Origin of the sequence: Moraxella sp. DOX410, assembly GCF_032248735.1 — a bacterium.
Lineage (GTDB): Bacteria > Pseudomonadota > Gammaproteobacteria > Pseudomonadales > Moraxellaceae > Faucicola > Faucicola tetraodonis.
In genome coordinates, this window is the sequence record NZ_CP135138.1 from 2298651 (window position 1) to 2318553 (window position 19903).

At 44.6% G+C, this 19903-nt stretch carries 17 protein-coding genes; 7 read left to right on the top strand and 10 right to left on the bottom strand.

Going from position 1 to position 19903, the window contains the following annotated elements; all coding sequences use genetic code 11:
* Positions 1-260: 260 nt before the first annotated feature.
* The gene (locus tag RNZ41_RS10270; protein ID WP_007117392.1) at positions 261-479 is read left to right on the top strand and encodes a DUF2788 domain-containing protein; all 219 of its coding nucleotides are present in this window, start codon (positions 261-263) and stop codon (positions 477-479) included.
* An 80-nt stretch (positions 480-559) separates the two neighbouring features.
* Here RNZ41_RS10270 and cmoB read toward each other — a convergent pair whose 3' ends face one another.
* Both cmoB and cmoA read right to left on the bottom strand, forming a co-directional pair.
* Positions 560-1612: a tRNA 5-methoxyuridine(34)/uridine 5-oxyacetic acid(34) synthase CmoB gene (cmoB, locus tag RNZ41_RS10275; RefSeq protein WP_314027229.1), complete on the bottom strand. Its 1053-nt coding sequence runs from the start codon at positions 1610-1612 to the stop codon at positions 560-562.
* A gap of 48 nt (positions 1613-1660) precedes the next feature.
* The gene (gene cmoA, locus RNZ41_RS10280) at positions 1661-2434 is read right to left on the bottom strand and encodes a carboxy-S-adenosyl-L-methionine synthase CmoA (protein ID WP_314027230.1); all 774 of its coding nucleotides are present in this window, start codon (positions 2432-2434) and stop codon (positions 1661-1663) included.
* 268 nt (positions 2435-2702) lie between these two features.
* Between cmoA and msrA the strand changes: the two genes are divergently transcribed.
* Complete coding sequence (gene msrA, locus RNZ41_RS10285) at positions 2703-3233, top strand: peptide-methionine (S)-S-oxide reductase MsrA (protein ID WP_050325183.1); 531 nt, start codon at positions 2703-2705, stop codon at positions 3231-3233.
* 277 nt (positions 3234-3510) lie between these two features.
* Complete coding sequence (locus RNZ41_RS10290) at positions 3511-4896, top strand: lytic murein transglycosylase (RefSeq protein ID WP_312522190.1); 1386 nt, start codon at positions 3511-3513, stop codon at positions 4894-4896.
* A 188-nt stretch (positions 4897-5084) separates the two neighbouring features.
* On the opposite strand, the gene RNZ41_RS10295 is transcribed toward RNZ41_RS10290, so the two are convergent.
* From RNZ41_RS10295 to RNZ41_RS10310, 4 genes are all read right to left on the bottom strand, one after another.
* Positions 5085-5345, bottom strand: coding sequence for a hypothetical protein (locus tag RNZ41_RS10295; protein ID WP_203171302.1), 261 nt, complete (start codon positions 5343-5345; stop codon positions 5085-5087).
* 202 nt (positions 5346-5547) lie between these two features.
* A complete protein-coding gene (locus RNZ41_RS10300; RefSeq protein WP_314027231.1) occupies positions 5548-6555 on the bottom strand; it encodes a DUF4062 domain-containing protein in 1008 nt (335 codons plus the stop codon).
* A gap of 113 nt (positions 6556-6668) precedes the next feature.
* Positions 6669-7538, bottom strand: coding sequence for a glutamate racemase (gene murI, locus RNZ41_RS10305; protein ID WP_314027232.1), 870 nt, complete (start codon positions 7536-7538; stop codon positions 6669-6671).
* A 190-nt stretch (positions 7539-7728) separates the two neighbouring features.
* Positions 7729-8448 carry a DUF1285 domain-containing protein gene (locus RNZ41_RS10310; protein ID WP_314027233.1) on the bottom strand — a complete coding sequence of 240 codons (720 nt, stop codon included), beginning with the start codon at positions 8446-8448 and terminating at the stop codon, positions 7729-7731.
* Positions 8449-8995: 547 nt separating this feature from the next.
* Between RNZ41_RS10310 and RNZ41_RS10315 the strand changes: the two genes are divergently transcribed.
* Positions 8996-10657, top strand: coding sequence for an electron transfer flavoprotein-ubiquinone oxidoreductase (locus tag RNZ41_RS10315; RefSeq protein ID WP_050325177.1), 1662 nt, complete (start codon positions 8996-8998; stop codon positions 10655-10657).
* 61 nt (positions 10658-10718) lie between these two features.
* Here the strand turns inward: RNZ41_RS10315 and RNZ41_RS10320 are convergent, their stop codons facing one another.
* From RNZ41_RS10320 to recG, 3 genes are all read right to left on the bottom strand, one after another.
* Positions 10719-12536 carry an alkaline phosphatase D family protein gene (locus RNZ41_RS10320; RefSeq protein ID WP_314027234.1) on the bottom strand — a complete coding sequence of 606 codons (1818 nt, stop codon included), beginning with the start codon at positions 12534-12536 and terminating at the stop codon, positions 10719-10721.
* 235 nt (positions 12537-12771) lie between these two features.
* Entirely contained in the window at positions 12772-12951 is a 180-nt protein-coding gene (locus RNZ41_RS10325) for a hypothetical protein (protein WP_314027235.1), read from the bottom strand.
* Between the two features lie 220 nt (positions 12952-13171).
* Positions 13172-15325, bottom strand: a complete 2154-nt coding sequence (gene recG, locus RNZ41_RS10330) for an ATP-dependent DNA helicase RecG (protein WP_314027236.1) — start codon at positions 15323-15325, stop codon at positions 13172-13174.
* 97 nt (positions 15326-15422) lie between these two features.
* On the opposite strand from recG, the gene RNZ41_RS10335 reads away from it, so the two are divergent.
* Entirely contained in the window at positions 15423-16508 is a 1086-nt protein-coding gene (locus RNZ41_RS10335; protein WP_007115858.1) for an NYN domain-containing protein, read from the top strand.
* Positions 16509-16515: 7 nt separating this feature from the next.
* Positions 16516-17412, top strand: a complete 897-nt coding sequence (locus RNZ41_RS10340) for a patatin-like phospholipase family protein (RefSeq protein ID WP_099807409.1) — start codon at positions 16516-16518, stop codon at positions 17410-17412.
* Positions 17413-17461: 49 nt separating this feature from the next.
* Here RNZ41_RS10340 and RNZ41_RS10345 read toward each other — a convergent pair whose 3' ends face one another.
* A complete protein-coding gene (locus RNZ41_RS10345) occupies positions 17462-17995 on the bottom strand; it encodes a hypothetical protein (protein WP_065253570.1) in 534 nt (177 codons plus the stop codon).
* A gap of 516 nt (positions 17996-18511) precedes the next feature.
* Between RNZ41_RS10345 and argA the strand changes: the two genes are divergently transcribed.
* Positions 18512-19870, top strand: coding sequence for an amino-acid N-acetyltransferase (gene argA / locus RNZ41_RS10350; protein WP_096489580.1), 1359 nt, complete (start codon positions 18512-18514; stop codon positions 19868-19870).
* Positions 19871-19903: the final 33 nt, after the last annotated feature.

Sequence of the window (19903 nt, forward strand, 5' to 3'; positions counted from 1 at the left end):
TCTCTTTGTTGGCTCACAGGTTTTGTTGCAGGATTGATAACTAAAAAAGCACGATAAATCAATGAATCACCATCGATTTGAGGCTATCACTCGCTCATAATCGAGGGAGATTGATTTTGGCGTTCAATATACCAATTTTTGATGGTTTTTTCATTATAATCCTGTCAAAAGATACATGCCATTACAAGGAAACGCGTTTTTTTGGCGTATAATATGCGCTAAAATTTTTTAATGTCTGATGACAATCATAGGATAATAACATGTTTGTTTTAGTCTCTAGTGAGTTAATCACCAAACTTGGCATGTATGTGCTGCTGCCTATCTTTATCGCGTTTTTATTTTTTATCATGTACGATATTTCCAAGAAAAACAATGCAGGCAAGCAAGGCACATTTTGGATTTTTTTGGCACTGGGCGGCGGTTTTTTTGGCTTTCTTATCAAAATGGTCTTGGAGTGGTATTTTAGTAGGACACTTTAAACTCCCCTACTCTAAACCTTACTAGCCTAAAACGCCATTACCTCAAACCATATTACCCATGTTAGCTGTTCATGTTACATTTATGGTCGTTTGGCTATCATCACCGCACGGGTCGGGCGTTGATAGCCCTCGATGGTTTTGCTGCTATCATTGGGGTCAAGAAAATCGCTTAAAGATTGATAATCCATCCAGTCAGTTTTGCGTTGTTCATCCGTCGATGTCACATCCACATCGACACAGCGCACCGCCACAAAGCCTACTTTGTACAGCCACAGCGCCAATGCCGCAACAGATGGGATAAAATACACGTTATTCATCTGTGCATAGCGCTCACTTGGCACTAGCACGGATGTTGCAGCCCCTTCAATCACCAAGGTTTCTAGTACCAATTCTCCGCCTTTTGCTAGTTGATGGTATAATTGCTCAAGATGCTCAAACGGCGACGCGCGGTGATACAGCACGCCCATACTAAACACGGTATGAAATAGCCCTGCTTGCCCGCTAGTCAAGCTAGGATTGGGCAAAGCTTCAAGCGGTACGGGCACATAGTGCACCCTGTTGCGTCCAAAATCGTTACGGTCAGCCTGCCCCACAAAATGCCGAATCGCCATAAACTGGTGATAAAACAGACACGATGGGTCAATCACAATCACCGTGCTTGCCCCTGCGCCCGCCATACGCCAGCCGTGATAACCCGAACCGCCGCCCACGTCTAGCACGCGTTTGCCGTGAAGTGGGCTAATATGGGGCAACACCCTATCCCATTTCCAATCACTGCGCCATTCGGTATCAATATGGATTTGCAGGTCATCTCGACCCAGTAAAAAACCGCCTTTGCGCCACGGCATCAAACGTTTGAGTAGCGCATGGGTTTGCTTGTATTCATTCTCTTGCCAATCAAATGCTGCGGTGATACAGGGTTGATTCAACGCTACTTGCGCGTTGTCAACTACGGGCAAGCGCTCAATGAGCGATTGATAAAATGGCGCATGGGCGTAGCGTGATTTGTCTTTGATGGTAGCCAGCCAATTAGGCAACTGGGCAAGCCATTCATTGGCAACTGGGTATTTTTCCGCCAATTGCAGCAAGGTAAGATAGACGTCGGTTTCGGCAGTTTTGATGGTAGCATTCATGGTTGACTCTTTTAGGATTGACAGGTTTTCATTGTTTAAGGGCAATCATCACTTAAACGCAATAATCGACGCAAAGTTTAAAAACTGAAACCACGTCAAATGGCGGTCAAACCCCACCGTTGCTAAACGCTGATGATGAAAATCGAGGGTATCGGTGATAAGTACATTCTCCAGTGCATTGCGTTTACCACTGATTTCCATCTCACTATAGCCATTGGCGCGTTTAAAATCATAATACCGCTCAACGCGCCAGGCATCGTCCGCTTCATCGAGCAAATGGGTTTTTTCGGTCAAAATCAAAATACCGCCTTCAACCAACGCATCATAACAGCGTTTGAGTAACTGCTCGCGCTTGTCAGGAGATAAAAACTGCAAGGTTAAATTAAGCACAATCATATCGCACCGCTCAAACGCTACCTCACACACATCAGCGCAAATCAGCTCAATATCATGCTCAGGATAATGCTGCATCAGTACACTTTGCGCTTTGGCGATCATCGGCTCTGAGATATCAATGGCTTTGATTTGCAAATCTTGCGGCGCAAACTCGCCTGCGAGCGCAAAACTCACCGCCCCGAGTGAACAGCCCAAGTCATAGACGCGGCTGACTTTATTGCCGTCGCTATTGGTTTGGCGAAACTGGCAATGGCGTTTGGCAAAAATCGGCAACATGGCGAGCATCTGCCCATACCCAGGCACACTGCGGCGAATCATATCGGGAAAACAAGCCACCACTTGCTCATCAAAGCTAAACCGCGCATTGGCATCTAGCGGCGTGGTAAATAAAGTATCGTGGGGTGGTTTGGCTTGGGGCTGACGCATGCGGCTGACTCACTATGGCTGATTGAGCGTTACTAAGACTCAGTATCGCTGACTTAGTATCGCTGACAGTTTTATGCTCGCTTCAATGAGGAAACGCTTAAGGAGCGCTTAAACTGCCAGGTTTTTAGATAGCGGAAACTTGGTTTACATTGCCTAACTTGAATGACCAGTAAACTTTGCTATTCTAACATTTTCACCCGTTTTACTTTTAATAATTTATTTTAACCCTTATATCAAACCAATGAGATAACCATAAAAAGGTACTATTATGCAAACGATTATTTTAGGCGGTGGCTGTTTTTGGTGTACCGAATCAGTATTTAGCCATGTCAAAGGTGTGACCGATGTCACATCAGGGTATATGGGCGGTGATGAAGTAAGCGCCAACTACAAAGCCGTCTGTGGCGGTGATACCGGTCATGTCGAAGTGATTAAAGTCGATTTTGATGAGACCATTATTCCGCTTGAGACGGTATTGGATATTTTCTTTGCCACCCATGATCCGACGACACAAGACCGTCAAGGTAATGATGTCGGCAGACAATATGCCTCTGTGGTGTTTTACACCGATGAAGCGCAGCAAAAACCGACCATTGACCGTGTGATTGGTGAGCTTCGTGATGAGCAGGGCATCAAGGTGGTGACCGAAGTGCATCCTGCTGCGCAGTTTTTCGTTGCCGAGGACTACCACCAAGATTATTACGCCAACAACCCGACCCAAAGCTATTGCAACTTTGTGATTCCGCCCAAGCTTGCCAAGCTTAAACAATATTTTAGCGGTTTTATGATCGAACAATAACGCGTATTGTTATTTTATTGATACTTTGTTAATACCTTATTGATACTTATTAATTCTTCCAAAAATTGGGCTTTATACTGTTAATGCCCAATTTTTTCGCGTTAAATAATTGGACGTACCACAACCGTGCAAAAATTAACGCTTTATCACCCAATGTGAAAAAATGTAATTAAATGCATTTACTCCTTTCACTGAGCAAGCTTTTTTTATACCCTTGAATTAGTCAAAATTCACCCCGTTTGTTGATGTTTTTCTCTGTCACTATTCAAGGTTTGTTATGCGTTTACTTCCGATTTTTATGGCGCTGGCAGGCGTGGCGATGATTAGCCAAGCCAATGCCGCACCGACACCGCCTAATCTTAGCAATGCCCAGTTTCAACAGTGTTTATCCAATCTCAAAAATAGCAGCACCTTTCGCGGTGTAGCCAGCACTTTAGAACAATATCGCCCAACTGAGCCTGACCCTAGCGTGATTGTCTCGCTCAACTATCAACCTGAGTTTCAAAAAGAAGTGTGGGACTATCTCTCAGGTCTGGTCGATGAAGAGCGTGTGCAAGACGGTATCAATGCCAAAAACCAACTGCAAAGCACGCTAAACCGCATCGAGCAGCGCTATGGCGTGAAAGGAACGGATGTACTCGGCGTCTGGGGAGTAGAGTCAAACTTTGGTAAGCAGCTGGGTAAAAAAGATTTAATCCAGTCGTTAGCGACCTTGTCTTGCTTTGACCGTCGTCAGTCGTACTTTCGCACGGAATACGCCAACGCGCTGCGTATCTTGCAAAATGGTGACATCCGCCGTGATGATATGACTGGCTCATGGGCAGGGGCGTTTGGGCAAACCCAGTTTATGCCAAGTACCTTCTTACGCTTGGCGCAAGATTTTGATGGTGATGGACGTAAAGATTTGGTCAACAGCCAAGCTGATGCGCTCGCGTCAACGGCCAATTTCTTGGATAAAGCAGGTTATCGCACGGGCGAGCCTTGGGGATTTGAGGTCAAGCTGCCCGCAGGGTTTTGGGCAGATAGCAACCGCAAAGCCAAAAAACCGATGAGCTACTGGCGCAGTCAAGGTCTGACCCTTGCCAATGGTCAGCCGCTACCCTCTAGCCTTGATAGTGCAGGTTTGTTATTACCTGCAGGTAGCAAAGGTCCTGCGTTCTTAGTGGGTAAAAACTTCGATGCGTTTTATAGTTACAATGCGTCAGAGAACTACGCGCTAGCGATTGCGCATTTGTCCGATATGATTAGCCAAAACCGTACTAGCAACGTCGGCTTTGTCACACCTTGGCCCACGGATGATGCCGGTATTAGTCGCCGTCAAGCCCGTGAAATCCAGCAAGCACTGCTTAATCGTGGGTATGATATTGGTCAAGCTGATGGCATGATTGGCGATAAAACGCGCTATGCCATTCAAGATTTTCAGCGTCAGCAAGGTGTCAACCCTGATGGTCGTGCGGGTATGAAACTCTACCGTATGCTAATGACTCAGCCAATAGGCAATGCTCAGTACCCAAACCAATACCCGACCCAAACGCCCGTTCGATACCAGTCTGTACCGAATTCAACGATTACTGCCACGCCGACTAAAGTGGTACGCGACGCCAATGGGCGCACGAGTTACTATCGTATCGACAATGGGCAAGGTGGGGTGACAACGCCCTAGTCATTGAAACCTTAGTGTTTCAGTGTTAGGCATTAAACCTTAAATGATTTAAACCTGAGTTATTTAAGCCGTAGTCATCTACAATGTTCATCAATTTTTCATTACCCAATAAAAAACCCTTAATGCTGAGATTAAGGGTTTTTGTTGATATCAATACGGTCTTGTTAATATCGACAAATTATACAACCTTATACAATAGGTGGCGGGGTGGGCTCTTCACCATCATCCATTTGGATCGGTTTGACTTCGCCTTTTGAATTGCTGCCCCAATTGTCCTCTTCGTCTTCATCCCACTTTTTGAAGTTATCGCGTGGGTTGATACCACGGCGTTTCATGTCTTCGACTTGCTCTTCGAGGGTGCGAAACTGCTGCGCTTCGTGCATGGTATCTTCAAGTTGGTTGATTTTGTTTTCAAGATCTTCCGCTTGTTGGGTCACATGATTGCTCATAATTTTATCCTCTTTTTATTCTCAATGTTATCGTTATGTATGTTGTGAGATTATCATAGCATAAACAAATGTGACGCTAGATAGCAGGTCTGTATAATATTGTCATGACATGAGTAAATCATGGCTTGGTCAAAGCTGATATAAAATACTTGCATAAAACACTGAGATAAAACACTAAAAAATGCGTGTTAGAAACGACGGATTAAGCTTGTACGATGATGTTAATCTGCCACAGCTCGCGGATACTTCGCTCTTCTTTGACCGAGAACAACCATCGTTTTTTCACCAGTTGGCTTTTTATCCATTGATAATCGATACTACTGATTTGACAGCGCGAGACCGCATGGATATTGGGTGAGATTTTGAGCGCTTCTGCCATTGCAGCATCTTTGAGGGAATCATTAATTTGGGTCAACATCATATTACTGGTAAAGGGCTGTGGTAATGCTTGTAGCGTTTGCACAATATTACCCCAGCTAAAGGTGTAAGTTGCGCTGATTTCTTGCAAATTGCCGCCTTCAAACGCGTGTGCGGTATAGTTGACCAATAACGCTTCATTGAGCTCTTTTGGCGTAACCTGGGTTGGTCTGGCTTCAGCTTCAGGGGACTGTTGAGTGCCCTCTAGACTGCTATCAGTTAAGGCGGGTTGCACGCCATTACGGATATGAAATCTATCCGAGACAAACATCGACTTTAAATCGCCACTAGCAGTGGCCGGTAGCGTGCTCAATGAACGGGTGTCTTTGACCCAACCTGATCGCGGAAACTTGTCTTTGATTTCCTCAAGCATTCGCACACAGTCTGGCACACCATCATGGTTCTGATCGAAATGAATTGCCCGCGAACCTTGCTCTTTAATCACCAAATTAAACAAATCCAACCGTTGACGTAATAGCTCATGTTGGCTTGGTTGGGTATTGACTAACGCAATCATCGGCACACGTTTTGAAGACGCATAGATATAAGATAAGTGCAGATAACTGACACCAGATAGGCTTAAATGACCGTAATCATTGCCCAAAATAAAAATCATATAATCACATTGGTCGATTTGTTGGCGGCTGTACTCAACAAAATTGGTATGGGTCGCAAGCAAATCCCAAGTCAAAAAATAATCTGTAGATAGCGCATACTCTAGGGCATTCTCTAAGTTGACATTTTCATTTCTCACCAAAGAGATATGAATATGATAACGTTTTTTTTGAGACATGCTATCTTCTCCATAACGCTCTAATGAACGCAATTAATCAAAAAAGTAAAGGGTTAAAAGCTGAATCGTTAAAAGCTAAAAGGGTAAAAAGCCATGCTGACTAACAAACAAGTTCAATACACTGCGCGATGTTGAGTCACACACAAGGTAAAAAAATCAATCCCCAACTCTGGCAAAAATCGCTGCAACAAACGCGTTGCCGCCTGCTCAGTAGTGGGTAAGTTGGCGGTGGCATAAAACTGTAACCGTGGTCGCTCTTTATGAGAGGCAAGCTGATTGGCTTGCTCAAGCAAATCATGCACCCGTTTGGCAATGGCATCGCCTGAATCAATCAATGCCACTTGCCCCATAGCTTGGTGGGTCATCAGCTCGTCGATACGCTGTGCCAAATAGGCTTTAAAAAAAGGAAAATGGGTACAGCCCAGTACCAACTGGTCTACCTTTTTATCCTGTAACTCACTTAGCAAGTGATCTAAATCAGTCACGGCTGGGTGATGGCTTGGCATACCCAATTCTACCCAAGGCACTAGGCTGTTAAAGCTATATTTGTGGACAGTCACTTGTTGCGGTTTGGCGACTTGTTCAATAACTTCATTGAGTAAATACCCGTGCAAGGTCGCTGGGGTTGCCAACACCGCGACTTGCTTGGTCGCCGACTGCATCACCGCAGGTTTTAATGCAGGGACTAAGCCGACAATCGGTACTTGAGGATACTGCCGCCTTGCCGCCTGTAATCCATGCGCAGAGGCACTATTGCAAGCTATCACAATAAGCTTACAGCCTTGCGAATGTAGCCAAGCCACTGCCTGCAAGGTAAGTTCACGAATCTCTGCTTCACTGCGTGAGCCATAGGGTACATGCAGGGTATCGGCAAGATAGATATAACGTTCAAATGGCAAGCGTCCCTGAAAATGGGTCAATACCGACAATCCGCCCAACCCAGAATCAAATACGCCTATCGGCGCGCTTGCCAACTCTACCATAGCCTAATCAGTCCAACTCGCAGGGTATTTGCTAGATAAAACCGCAAAATAATCGCCTACCCATAAAATAGACCACTATCTTATACCAATTTTTAGACGCTCACTACAAAAAAATGCAGTTGCTGAATTTGACAGCAAATTCGTCACCTTGCTGGTTCACAAGTTATCAAAATTTGGCTAAAGCGGCTACTTAGGCAGTCATTGTCAAGGTAAAAGTGCTATCGCCACTGTGCAAAATCAATGACGTACCCTCTTCGCCCTCTACCAACTCACCCAGTTCAATCAAATGGTAAAACACATTGCGATGAATGAGTCCGTATAATGCTGAATCACCATTTTGCCGCACCAACAGATAAGGCTGGCTGGCTTGTTTTTGCTGTAAGGACGCATCATGCTGGGTAGCATGGGTAAATGGCAGACCCAAACGAATCGGATGCTGCTCGTCAGCAATCACCACATCGCCTTGCGTGGTGGTGAACTGCAACACCGGTTTGCTAGTAGCGCCAAATTGCTTGTTAATGACGTCCACTTGATTCACTAGCAGTGGCACGTCTTCTACTTGGATTTGCCATTTTTCAACAGGGGTTTTTAAAAAATACTCAATGTGGTGGTTGTCATCAACCTCTGACCACAACACTTTGGCAAACAGATCAATGAGTAGTGGACGGGTGATTTGACTGCCTTCATGCCACCACTCGCCATTGGCTTTGACCACCACATCCATCGTACCGCTGAGTTTGGGTTGCCATTTTTCAAGGGGTGGAATTTGGCGTGTCGGATGGTTTGCGGTTGCTACCGCTTGCGAAGTGACCGATTGCTCGATTTGTTGGCTTAGCTCGCCTATATCAACGCTAGTATCAAAATTAATATCAAAGCTGGGTTTAGACGCTGCATTATCAGTATTAGTCATTTTATAGCTCGTATTATGGTAGTTTTTATTTAAATTAGGATTTAGAGTATTGTATGGGTTTATGAATGCCATGATGCGCTGTGTTGACATCACTTTGTGGTACATAGTAGTCAATTCAACGCTGGGTTTCAAATAGTCGCTGTTAGTACCTGTGTCGATTTATTGTATATAAAGGTGATAGATAGCATAAGACAAGCCAAATTGGATGCGATAAATTAAGCCCGGCAGTCATTTTCTCCTGCAAAAATATTAGGTAGTTAAAGGGTGAATCTATTATACTAAGTAGTATTTTTTCTGAATTCATATAACGAATCATTATATGTTAAAATCAAGAAAACCATTGATAACATTGCCAGCCTGTGCCAGCAATTATTTGATGAACTGATAATCAAAGGCTAACCTTCTAGATCACTAGCCTTGCAAAAATCATCGTGATGCAACTTATATGTATTGTCAGATATAAGCTGATAAACCGCATTGTTTAACCCAATGCGCACAAGTTTAAGTAAGTTGTCATCACTGAATTTTATTTTTCTAAGGAGTTTGTATGCAAGACATCGAACGCGAGCAAATGGAGTTTGACGTAGTTATCGTGGGTGGCGGACCTTCAGGTCTATCTGCGGCAATTCGTCTACGTCAACTTGCCATTGCTGCTGGCAATCCTGATTTTAGTGTGTGTATCGTTGAAAAAGGGTCAGAATTTGGTGCCCATATCTTATCAGGTGCGGTCATGGAACCTAACGCACTGACTGAACTGATTCCTGATTGGAAAGAAAAAGGTGCGCCCGTTCGCGTGCAAACCAAAGGTGACCGCGTCTATATGCTCAAAAATGAGACCAAATACCGCGAATTGCCAGAAAAAATCGTCCCAAGCTTGATGCACAACCATGGCAACTACATTATCTCATTGGGTAACCTTGTGCGTTGGTTAGCCACCCAAGCCGAAGAGCTTGAAGTGATGATGTTCCCAGGTTTTTCTGCCGCTGAAATTCTGTACAACGAAGATGGTTCTGTCCGTGGCGTATTGACGGGTGACATGGGCGTCAATGCCGAAGGTCAACCAAAATCAGGCTATGAGCCAGGATATGAGCTACTGGCAAAATACACCATTTTTGCTGAAGGTTGCCGTGGTCACTTAGGTAAACGCTTAATCAGCCGTTTTAACCTATCAGAAGGCAAAGACCCGCAGCACTACGGGATTGGCTTAAAAGAACTTTGGGAAATTGACCCTGCCAAACACCAAGAAGGCATGGTGCTGCACGGTTCAGGTTGGCCACTTAGCGAGACGCATAGTAATGGTGGTTGGTGGTTATACTTTGATGAAAACAACCAAGTGTCATTTGGTATGGTGATTGACTTGTCTTATCACAATCCTTACCTTTCGCCATTTGATGAGTTACAACGTCTAAAAACCCATCCGCTCATTCGCAATATTTTAGAAGGCGGTAAACGCTTATCTTACGGTGCGCGTGCCTTGACCAAAGGCGGTTTAAACTCATTACCAAAACTATATTTTGCCGGTGGTGTGTTAGTGGGGGACGATGCAGGTTTCCTAAACCCAGCAAAAATCAAAGGTACTCATACCGCCATTAAATCAGGTATGTTAGCCGCTGAAGCCGTGTATGAAGCGATTGCGGCTGGTCGTCAACATGACGAAGTGCCAACCTATGAGCAAAAATTCAAAGCATCATGGCTCTACAACGACATGTACCAAGCGCGTAACTTCGCAAATGCGATGCACCGCATGGGTATTTGGATGGGTGGTGCGTTCAATTTTCTAGAGCAAAATATATTTAAGGGTAAAATGCCACTGACTATTCGTGACAGAATGCCAGACTACGATGTGCTTGAGCGCGCAGACCACGCTTATATCCCTGAATATCCAAAGCCCGATGGTAAGCTAACCTTTGATAAATTATCTTCCGTATTTATCTCCAATACCAACCACGCTGAAGATCAACCTTGTCACCTAAAACTAACCGATCCAGACGTGCCAATTAAGCGTAACCTCAAAATCTTTGCTGAGCCTGCACAGCGTTACTGCCCAGCAGGGGTATATGAAGTGGTGCAAAGTGACAGCGGCGCAAAATTTGTAATCAACTCACAAAACTGTGTGCACTGTAAAACTTGTGATATCAAAGACCCCTCACAAAATATCACGTGGGTCACGCCAGAAGGCGGTGGTGGCCCAAACTACCCAAATATGTAATGATGTATCAAAAAAAGCCGCTAACGTTAGCGGCTTTTTTATTGGGTTTTGTCAAAGTTGTTTAAACCAAATAAGGCTCACCCATTTTGACACGCATGGTTTTACCAACACTGCTTGAATAAGTGGGCTTGGTGATATCGCTGACAAACACCCACTCGCTGGTGCATTGCTCAGGGGTCACTGTCACAATCATATAACCGCGCTGAGAGGTGTCACACCATTTTAACGTACCACCTTTGACCAGCATGGGTAACCCGAGTGATAGCTGCTTTGCGTCAACTGTTCCTAAGTATTCTTCAAAACCTGGCGATGTCACTGACTGTACCGCAAACTCCACCCCGACGGGTTCGCCTTTGACATTGACTAGATTATTTGCCCAAGCGTTATGGGTATCGCCTGCCAATACTACTAAGTTTTTTTGCATAGCATTGGCAATACCATAAATCATCTCGCGTGCCACCGCGTAACCATCCCATGCATCTAAGTTGTATGGAATGGATGGGGCTTTAGCAAGTTCTTGTACCATAGCTTGCTCTTGGGGCGTCAAAGTTGTGGGTGCGGTCTGCGCTTTTTGCATTAGGGTCAGATAAGTGACGGCATCTACGCCCAAAGCAGGATTCATAAAGTTGAGCAGTACGGGTGCAGGAATAAACATCTGCCCCATCACCACTTGCTGGCCTAGAATTTGCCAAGTCGACTTTGACGCTTGCAATTGACCTGCTAGCCAGTTTTGTTGTGGCAAACCGATCAATTTGCGGCTAGTATCTTGCATTGCTGCGGTGAATTTTGCGGCATCTAAAGTGAGCTGACCATTGGCGTCTTTAACTAAAAAATTATTGTAATCTAGCTGTTTGTCCCGGGCAATGACACGGGTGTCTAGCATATGTAGACTGAGTAAATTACCAAAATCAAAACTACGATAAATTTGCGTCATCACACTATTACGCGTGGGCATCCATTCATGATAGGCTTTCATGGCGTCCATTTTGCGCTGATTCCAATCGCCTTCATTGGCTTGGTGGTTTTCAGCACCCGCTTTATAAGTATCATTACTAATCTCGTGGTCGTCCCATACCGCAATCATTGGCATGGCGGCATGTACAGCCTGCAAATCTTTATCGGTACGATATTGGGCATAGCGCGAGCGATAGCCAGTAATGGTGAGCAACTCTTCGACTGGTATGACTTCACGATTGAGCTGTGCGGCATGGCTTGAGGCATAGGCAGGCACCGTTTTACCTTGGTCATCGATGGTATGACGACCATATTCATAGATATAATCACCTAAGTGCAGCAGCACATCGACATCGCTACGCTTGGCAATATCGGCATACGCGTGAAAATAGCCTGCAGGATAGTTTGAACAGCTCACCACCGCAAGTTTTACTTGATTGACATTCGTGACAGGTAGGGTTTTGGTTTTGCCAATCGGACTGGTGACACCACCACATATAAATCGATAGAAGTAAGACGTATTCGGCTGTAAACCCGTGGCATCCACTTTGACCGTATAATCTTGCCCACCGTTTGTTTTGCTCGTGCCTTTATGGATGATGGTGTTAAACGTATTATCACTGGCAATTTGCCACTCGACATCAAGGCTGCTGCCACTGCTCACCGGTGTCACCCGAGTCCATAAAATCACTTTGTCAGCAAGCGGGTCACCACTGGCTACGCCATGTAAAAAACTAACCTGCGCTGTGTTATCATTATCATCATTGTCATTATTACAGCCCATCAGCATCATCGATGCACCTGCGGCAGTCGCAAGCGAGGTAGATTGTAAAAAACGACGACGGTTGATAGCTGGGGTTGATGGCTGGGTGTCTTTAAGCAAATTGTGGATAGGAGAATTTTGCTCAGCAGGCGGTTTGGTCATGGGGTTTCCTCTAGATAAGGCAAAGCCAAAATGTGATAAAAATGGGTGATATAACTAGGAAACATTAGCTGACGAAGGTGACAACCGTATGACGATTGAATGAACAATTTACGGCAAATTCTAGCCAATAAAAAAGCTGACCGAAGTCAGCTTTTATGCAGTCAAAAATCTCTATAATAAAATATACAGGCAATAAAATTAGGCTAAAAACCTAGTCGCTTATCAAGACTAGTAGCTAGATACCCACGGCCGTTTTGAATGCCGCTTCATCAAAATCGTCACTATGGGTCACAACGATGGTGCCATTAGGGTTAATGTTGACAAATTTGACCCCTTTGATGTCTTCGGTTTTTTTGATGATTTCATCAGCAGTGGCTTGGTCTGCGATAGGTAAATCGTATTTAGTTTGTGGCATAACAGGTATCCTTCATATTGATAATTCTATATTAATAAATAACAGTAATATTGCGCAATGGATAAAAAATTAATTAAAACCAATAGTTACGATAGTTAAGTCAGTGTTAATTAATCAATAAGTACATAGGGTATAACATAACAAAAAATTGCAGGTGTGAATAGTCGCTTTATCCGTAAAAACAACGCTCTATCAGAATTCAAGCGCCTACTATGCGCTATCACGCGTTAATGTATTTGATGGCATCGGGTGTCCAATGGCTGATATATTGCTGCACTTGTGATTTGCGATTTTCATCAGCAATTAGGTACTTAGCAATCGCTTGCGCCACGATTAGCAAGCTTTCATCTCTGGCTAGGTCACTGACATAGTAGCTATCAAATCCCGTCTGCCGTTTACCCAAAAGCTCCCCTGCACCGCGCAGTTCCAAATCTTTTTGCGCAATCACAAAGCCATCATTGCTATCTCGCAGCACATTGAGCCGCTCGATACCCGTTTCTGACAATGGCGTTTGATAAAGCAATACGCAAAAGCTTTTTTGGGTGCCACGCCCCACGCGTCCGCGTAGTTGGTGCAATTGCGATAACCCTAATCGCTCAGCATTTTCAATCACCATCAGCGAAGCATTGGGCACATCGACCCCGACTTCAATCACGGTGGTAGCCACTAGCAAAGCGGTTTTACCCGCTTTAAAATCCGCCATGACCGCTTGTTTGTCATTGGGCTTCATTTTGCCATGCACCAAACCAATGTTCAGATTGAGCCTGTCATTCAAATCGGCATAAGTCGCTTCAGCGGCTTGCGCATCAAGCATGGTTGACTCTTCGACCAGTGGGCACACCCAGTAAGCTTGTTTGCCTTGCTCGCAGTTGGCAGCGATACGTTCAATCACTTCATCACGTCGGTCACGGCTTATGGTGACGGTGGTGATGGGGGTGCGGTTGGGCGGCAGTTCATCAATGATGGACGTATCCATATCACCAAATGCACTCATCGCAAGAGTACGCGGTATGGGTGTGGCTGTCATAATCAGCTGATGCGGTGTGGTATGCGCCAAGCCTTTATCGACCAGCGCCATTCGCTGCTCCACCCCAAAACGGTGCTGCTCATCAATAATCACCAAGCCCAACTTGGCAAAATTGACATGTTCTTGAAATAGCGCATGCGTACCGACCACGATTTGTACCTCGTTGTCTTGTACTTGTTGCAAGGCTTTTTCACGCGCTTTGGCTGTTTGCTTGCCCACCAGCCAACCCACACCGATGCCAAGCGGTTTAAACCAGCTTTTAAAGTTATTAAGATGTTGCTCCGCCAAAATCTCTGTCGGTGCCATCACTGCCACTTGCCAGCCGCTATCAAGCGCATAGCACGCCGCCAAAGCTGCTACCAAGGTTTTGCCTGCGCCAACATCGCCTTGCACGAGTCGCAGCATGGGCACTGACGTTGACAAATCTTTGACGATTTCCGCTACTACCCGATTTTGGGCATGGGTAGGGGTAAAAGGTAAATTGGCTAACAGCCGATTGGCAAGCGCGCTTGTGGCATCACATCGCGGTGCTTTATGCTGATAAAGTTGTTGTTTGCGATACAGTAGACTCAGCTGGTGCGCGAGCATTTCTTCGATAATGAGCCGCTGACAGGTCGGATGGCTGCGATTTTTTAACGCCGCTAATACCAACATTTGCTTGTTCAAATCGGTATAAATGGGTGGCTGATGGATAAAGCTAATGGCTTCTAGCAAGCTAAATTCCGCAAATGGGTTGTGGCTACCTGCTAGTAACGGAAACTGCTTACTCAGCGCACTTTGTACGATTTGCCACTCAGTGTCACTGATAGTAGCCATCACAGGATTGGCTTGTTTAACCGTTTGCAGCGCAAGTCGAATCAAGCTACGCAGTTTATTTTGATGTAGGTACTTGACCGTTGGATAAATAGGTATGAGCCCTGTATTGGTCAAGGGTTGATGTCCAGTAATAATTTCATATTCAGGGTGGCTGATTTGGGTGCCATACTTACTGATACTGATTTCACCAAAGACACGTAAGATATTGCCCACTGCCATGGTTTCGGTCAATCCACGATAGACTTTGAAAAAGCGTAATGTTGTTTGCGCTGTCCTATCTTGTAATGTCACGCTCAAGCCCATCTTTTTGTTGTCGACGCGGACAACGGTACCTTGTAGCAATGCCGATTGTCCATCGACGACATCACACATATTGACCAGTCGGCTGCGATCCTCATAATCACGCGGCAAATGTAGCAACAAATCAAACACGCGCTCAATACTAAGCTGGTCAAGCTGTTCAGCGATTTTGCTACCTACGCCAGCAAGCGCGGTGACGGGGAGATTAAAGATGTCAGGTTTTAGCGTCATATTATAAAGTTAGCTTATCCGCCTATAATAAAAATAGCATGAAAAAACACCAGATTAAGTTAGAATACATAGCGACACAATTTACGCTTTATAACCGATGAACTCAACAAATTTATCATTTAATAATATTGCTGTTTTGATTGATGGCGATAATATCAATGCAAAAAATATTGAAAGTATTCTAGCTAAAGTCAGTACCCTTGGCACAATCGCCTGCAAGCGAATTTATGGCGACTTTAAACAAGGCAAACTAACAACTTGGGATGATATATCACTGAAGTTATTACTTGAACAAGTGCATATTCCCGCCTACGTTAAAGGTAAAAATGCGACTGATATCGCTTTAGCTATTGATGCCGTTGACTTATCTTATCTTGATTACGACTGTTTTTGTATCATCTCATCAGACAGTGACTTTAGCATATTAGCCAAAAACTTACGTACCAAAGGCAAGAAAGTTTTTGGCTTTGGCAAATCGACTACTGTAGAATCGTTTAAAGTCGCTTGCGATGATTATTTTGTAATGGATGATACAATACCGCCAGAGCCAAGCAATAGCGCGACCAAACCAACCCCAAGTCAACAGTTAACTGATACATCTTTTACTCAAAAGTTGGCTATGAATGAAAGCGTATCTGAGCCGCCTATCGCTCGCGTAATGCCGCAGCAACTAAAACAAGACACAGCTTTATTAAATGCCTGTCGGCAAAGTATCCAACATCATCGACAAAATAATAGTTGGTCAAATTTTTCCAAAGTTATCAGCCACTTAAATAGCAATTACCCGAAAATTTCGCCAAAAAATTACGGTTATAGTAAGTGGCGCAGCTTGTTTAATCAGATAGATTTATTTGAAACCCAAATGCAAAACAATCTGTTAATGATTCGACAAAAACCGAGTAAAAATAAGACAAAAAATCTGCTAACCGATGCGACTACGCTCATTCAAGAGCAAAAATTGCTCGATGATATTTATGAGATTTTCGCCAAACCCATAATCAAAAAATTGTTGACTAAAAACCAAGGTTGGCTACATATTGGACAGTTTGGCAGTGAGCTTAAGAACAAAGGCTATAACCCCACCCAATTTGGGGTTAAAAATTTTACCAAATTGGCAGAAAATATTGCTATTTTAAAAGTTAAAAGACAACCCAGTGTCATTATGATTGCTCTACGTACTTAGGCTTGCTATGAAACCGCTTTCTTTTTTTGCCCTGATAACTACTAGCATTTTTTTTACGGTTACCGCTTGCACTAAAACGCCATTGATACCCACACAACCTACTAAACCATCCGTTCAACCATCAGCAAAACCCAAAATCGCCCTTGTATTAGGCGGGGGCGGTGCCAAAGGCTTTGCCCATGTCGGCGTCATCAAGGTACTGGAAAAAAATGGCATCACCCCTGACTTAATCGTCGGTACCAGTAGCGGCAGTCTAGTCGGTAGTTTATACGCCAGTGGCAAGTCCGCTAGCGAACTTGAAGACATCGCGACCCATGTTAGCAATAATGAATTGCTTGATTATAGCTGGAGCAAACAAGGCTTTATCGAAGGCATCAAATTACAAAACTGGGTAAATATTCAAGTCGATAATCAACCGATTGAAAAACTCCCCATCCGTTTTGCCAGTGTTGCCACCGATTTAACCACCAAGCAAAAAGCCGTCTTTGATAAAGGCAATACTGGTCTTGCGGTGCGTGCGTCCAGTAGCGTGTATGGCGTTTTTGTACCGCCACGTATCAACAACAAACGCTATGGCGATGGCGGTCTGACAAGCCTTGTGCCTGTGCAAACTGCCAAACAAATGGGCGCAGACGTTATCATCGCGGTAGATGTTTCAAGCCCGCCAAAAAATAGCCATCCACAAGATTTTTGGGCGCTACTGGATAAGACATTTGCCGTCATGCCCAATCAAGCAAATGCTGCTGAAATTAAATTAGCGGACGTGGTGATACGCCCGGCCGTTGGTGATATTGGCACGACCAATACCGTAGCCAGAGAGGCGACGATAAAAGCAGGCGAAATTGCAACCTTAGCAAAGCTCAGCGATATCGAGCAAAAAATCGGCAAGTTTCAAAAATTGTAACTAAAAAAACCGCTCATTCAATTGAGCGGTTTTATGCGTTGAGCGCTTATTATTTTACTTTTAAACGATATTTCACCATCGCTACTTCATTAAGACCCAAACCTGGTACATCCCACTGTATGGCTTTATAGTAAGCCATCGGTAGGTTCTGTAGCACGCCATTCATGTTGGTCTTTAGCGGCATATATTGAAAATTGGCACCGTCCATACTACCAAACGCGCGGGTTGGCTCCACATCGCTTGTGCTCACTAATTCCATATTGGCTGGAATGTTCATGGTCACTTTCATGTTGCGGATACGGTCGGGGCTGTTATTGGTTAAGTAGCCGCGATACTCTACGACGTTGCCTGATGCAAGGCGCGTTTGTGCATTGACGGGGCTTAACACTTCTTGACCTTGTGGATCCTGACCAACAACAGAGGCTAAAATGCGGGTTTGAACTTGACCAGCAGCGGGTGCTGAGATAGGCGCTGCTTGATTATTATCAACAGGGTCTAATGCCACCGTTGGTAGCACAGCCATTGCGGCGGCTGATGCCCCAAGTGAGGCGGTCATTAGCGCGAATACTGAAAGCTTTTGCATGAATATTCTCCATTAAATCATGATTTTCAAATGTTCAAAATTGTTGTGTCAGCGGGTGGTAGCATATTCTCTTTTTTTGGCAGGTTGGCATACACCGCTGATTGGGTGGTCAAATAGGTTAAGGCTCGACTATAGATTAGCATAACAAACTTTACAATTTAACTCACTATCAAGTTGAAAGTTGCGGGATGAATTTACTAAATACAAACAGCGCAGCCAAAATCAGTAAGATTAGCTATTGTATTTTGTAAGGTTTATTGATAGCCTTATCGTTAGTCTCTTAGCGACATATCGCAATCACGCTGTTAAACATACATGTATGTTTAATTACATGTATGTTTAATTAAAAGAGACAAAAACTTTATCGTGCGCTGTTTGTACGTCTACTTTTTTATCATGTCTACTGTTATCATGCCAACTTCAACCGATACTTCAGCAAGTTTTACCCATGGCAATGCACCACTTGCCGATGGCGAAACCATGACTGACAATAACCCTATACTTGCCTATCACGCTATGATTGATTTACCCAATACTGCCCAACAAAATGCCGCTGCCACAACCCCAGCTTATGTTACCCCGCCTTATGTATTATGGTTTCGTAACTTTGCGCCCTATATCAACACCCATCGTGGCAAGACCTTTGTCATTATGTTCAATGGCGAAGCGGTCAATCACGACAATTTTAGCCATTTGATTCATGATTTTGCGCTGCTACATAGTCTTGGCATTAAGCTCGTACTCGTCCACGGTGCGCGTCCGCAAATTGATGCCAATCTTGCCGAGAACCATATCGAAACACCGATGGCGGATGATGTGCGCATCACTACAAAAGAAGCCATGCCGTATATCCTAAAAGCTGTTGGCTCAATTCGCCTGCAAATTGAAGCGCAGCTATCGATGGGACTTGCCAACTCGCCGATGTATGGCTCTCGTATTGATGCCATCTCAGGCAACTTCGTCACCGCCCGCCCTTACGGTATCCGTAATGGCATCGATTATCAATTTACTGGGGAAGTGCGCGCGATTGATGCCGAAGCCATCCACAACAATTTAATCCATGATCATGTGGTAATTTTGGGTAGTATGGGCTATTCTGCGACCGGCGAAGTATTTAACCTGCTGGCTGAAGATGTGGCGCTACAAGCCGCGATTAGTCTAAAAGCGGATAAATTAATTTTCTTGGGTGAGCAAACAGGTATCTATAAAGATGGCACTCACCTGCTTAAAGAAATGATTCCGCATGAAGTGACACGCTTCTTACGTGATGTTCCTGAAAGCTCAGAAATCGCGCGTTTCTTACGGGCAGCCAGCGATGCTTGTCAATACGGCATCCACCGTACCCATATCATCTCCTATGCCAAAGATGGTGCACTACTTGAAGAGTTATTTACCCGTGACGGCTCAGGGACGCTAATCTCCCATGACCCGTATGAAGAAATTCGCCGTGCCGATATCGATGATGTGGTAGGTTTGATTGAACTGCTAGAGCCACTCGAAGAACAAGGTATTTTGGTCCGTCGTTCACGTGAGGGTTTAGAGAGCGATATCGAAAACTTTAGTGTGATTGAGCGTGATGGCATGGTATTAGGCTGCGCGGCTTTATACCCACTCAACGACCAAGCCGCGGAAGTGGCTTGTGTGGCTGTCCATCCCGATTATCGCAATGGTAGCCGTGGTGCAGATTTAATAGCATTCTTAGAGCAACAAGCGCGTAGCCGCGGCCTCCATGAACTCTATGTATTGACTACTCGCACCGCGCATTGGTTTGTCGAGCAGGGGTTTATGGAAGTCCCTGCTGAATCGCTACCTGCTGACCGCTATGCCTTTTATGACAATACTCGCAACTCTAAAGTATTAAAAAAGGTACTTTAAAGGTATCGTCTTTCAAGCCACTATAAAAAAACG